This is a genomic window from Steroidobacter sp., assembly GCF_016790065.1.
Lineage (GTDB): Bacteria > Pseudomonadota > Gammaproteobacteria > Steroidobacterales > Steroidobacteraceae > Steroidobacter.
Genome location: NZ_JAEUPY010000015.1, coordinates 1 through 2,883 on the forward strand (window position 1 = coordinate 1; position 2,883 = coordinate 2,883).

At 61.9% G+C, this 2,883-nt stretch carries 3 protein-coding genes; all 3 read left to right on the forward strand.

Translation table 11 applies throughout. The annotated features are described in order from the left end of the window. The coding region (locus JNL55_RS00395; RefSeq protein WP_293848150.1) for a PAS domain S-box protein at positions 1-1,479 on the forward strand (1,479 nt) is incomplete at its 5' end. 21 nt (positions 1,480-1,500) lie between these two features. Next, positions 1,501-2,223, forward strand: coding sequence for a response regulator (locus JNL55_RS00400; RefSeq protein WP_293848151.1), 723 nt, complete (start codon positions 1,501-1,503; stop codon positions 2,221-2,223). A 21-nt stretch (positions 2,224-2,244) separates the two neighbouring features. Further along, the coding region (locus JNL55_RS00405; protein ID WP_293848153.1) for a PAS domain-containing protein at positions 2,245-2,883 on the forward strand (639 nt) is incomplete at its 3' end.

Consider the following 2,883-nt stretch of genomic DNA (forward strand, 5'->3'; position numbering starts at 1 on the left):
CCGCTTGCAAGGAACTGCACGGCTTTGAACACAGCGAAACCAATCGATCTCGCCAGCGGCGGCACGATGCCTGCCGAGCTGGGACTGCGCTCGACGCTGCAGACCGAAACGCTGCGACAGCTGGTCGCCGCGGTCGGCGACACCGTGTTCGTGGTCGATCGCAGCTTGCGCATCCTGATGGCCAATCGCGGCCTCGGCGAGCGCAGCGCCAAGCAACTCGAAGGCGCACTGATCACCGATTTGTTTCCACAGAGCCTGCATGCGCGCGCGCTGTCGACTCTGCATCGAGTGTTGGCCAACGGTCAGGTCGACGGTTACGTCGCCGAGATCGAAGGTAACGACGGCCAGTCGCGTCACTTCGACGTGCGCGTCAGTCCGATTCGCGACGACCAGAAAATCGTGGCGCTGGCGGTGGTCACCAGCGAAACCACCGAGCAGGTGCGCGCCGAGCGCGCCATCGCGACCCAGGCTCGCATGATCGAATCCATGCTCGAGGGCGTGGCCGTGATCAACGAGCAAGGTGTGATCGAGATCACCAATCCGGCGTTCGATACCTTATTCGGATATCGGCGCGGCGAACTCATCGGCCGCAACATGTCGATGCTGGCCGGCTGGCCGTTCGAGCAGCCGGAGCGTTGGCAACCGCTGTCGGCCAAACAAGGTCGTTCCATGCAAGTGGAATTCGACGGGCGGCGCGCCGATGAATCCCATTTCAATGCGCTCGGCGTGTTGTCGCGCTTCGAGGTCGCCGGCCGTAATCACAGTCTGCTGGTGCTTCAGGATGTCAGCGAACGCAAACAGCTGGAGCGGGCCATCCTGCAAGCGGTCAGCCGCGAGCAGTACCGTATCGGGAACGATCTACACGACGGCCTCGGTCAGGAGTTGACCGGCATCGCACTGATGTTGCGCGGTCTGGCCGGCCGGCTGACCAGCGAATATCCGACCATTCTTCCGGAAATCGAGGGCATTACGCGGCTGGTGAACAGCTCGATCGAGAGCACTCGCGCGCTGGCTCGCGGTCTGTCGCCGGTCAATTTGGAGCGCGGCGGTTTGTCGGACGCGCTGGACGGCTTAGCAATGCACGCCTCGGAGCTTTATAGCGTCGAAGTCACTTGTTCTCACCGTGTGAAGACCATTCGCCCGTTGAGTACCGAATTAGCCAATCATCTGTATCGGATTGCGCAGGAAGCGGTTCGGAACGCTGTCCGGCATGGCCAGGCGCGGTCTATACGACTGCATTTGCATGGGGCCCGCGCTAAGGTTCGGCTGACGGTAACTGACGACGGCATCGGCATGCCGTCGGATGCGGTGGACGCACCGGGCATGGGCCTGAAGATCATGCGCTACCGTGCGCGGATCCTAGGCGGCGAAGTTCGCTTCGAGCGCGGTACCCCCGGCACTCGAATCGTTTGCGAATGTCCGCTCGAACCCGCGGCCGATGTCGCCAAGGCGCGGCGTCCTCGTCGGCGCGCCGGCTAAAGTTTAATTAGGAGTGAAGCAATGAGCGTTGGGCCTTCTCTGTTCAAACCGGCACACAAGCCACCGGGTGTGTCCAAGGACCAGAAGCGCCGCGTGCTGATCGTCGACGACCATCCCATCGTCCGTCAGGGATTGCGGCGTTTGATCGAAGCCGAGGCGGATCTGGAAGTGTGTGGCGAGGCCGAAACGGCCCGCGAAGCCAAATCGCTGATCCGCGAACAGGAACCGGATGCGGTGATCGTCGACGTGTCGCTCAAGCAAGGCGATGGCCTGGAGCTGGTGAAAGACGCGCGCGCCCATTACCCGGCATTGCCGTTGCTGGTGCTGTCGATGCATGACGAGGCGATCTACGCCGAACGCATGCTGTCGGCCGGCGCCAACGGTTACATCATGAAACAGGCGGCTTCCGATCAGTTCCTGATCGCGCTCCGTCGCGTGCTCGACGGCGGCATTTATGTCAGCGAAGCCGTCGGTAACAGCATGATCGAAAAGTTTGCCTCCGGCGGCGCTTATATTTCCTCGAATCCGGTCGATAGCCTCACTAATAGAGAACTGCAGGTGTTGCACATGATCGGCAAGGGGTTGTCGACGCGTCAGACCGCCGAGGCGTTGAACCTGAGCGTCAAGACGGTCGAATCGCATCGTCAACGCATCAAGCGCAAGCTGTCGTTGCGCACGTCGGCGCAACTCATGCAGTACGCAGTCAACTGGTATGCCGGGAGGGAGCCGGGCGCAAAGCCGTAATACGGTTCGCGCCATCGCGCCATGAACTCACTGCAAGGACTGCTCAGCGGCAGCGTCGTCACTCTGGTCGTGGGCATCGTCCTCGGCCTGGTGCCGGCGTTCGTCTCCGTTGCGCTGCTCGGGAAACTGCGCGGCCATCTGCGACGTCGCCATGCCCAGCTGACAGCCGCTAACCGACGCAACCAATCGATCGTCGAAGGCTCGGGCGAAGGCGTGCTCGAGCTCGATAATGTCGGTCATGTGCGCTACGCCAATCCGGCCGCCGCCAAGATGCTCGGTTACGAGCCCGAGGAGTTGGCCGGTCTCGACTATCGCGTGCTGATCAACACGCAGGAAGATGGTGATTCGCGCACCGATCCGGTTCGGCGCGTGCGTTACACCACCGACATCATGCGTGGCGTCGGCGCGTTGTTGCGTAAGAAGAACGGCACGTTCCGTCCGGTCGAATACAAAATTCTTCCCGTCACCGAAGAAGGCGCGTCGGTGGGCACGGTGCTGGTGTTCCGTGACATCGGCGAACGCGTGCGGCTCGACAACCTGCTCAAGGACATGCAGGCCACCGCCAAGATCGGCGGCTGGGAATACGACGTCATCAGCAAACAATTGCATTGGACCGAGGCGCTGTACGCCATCCACGATCTGCCGGTGGGTCACGTCATC

Coding starts and splice junctions, on each gene's coding strand:
- JNL55_RS00400 (WP_293848151.1), top strand. CDS start 1,501: ATGAGCGTTGGGCCTTCTCTGTTCAAACCGGCACACAAGCCACCGGGT.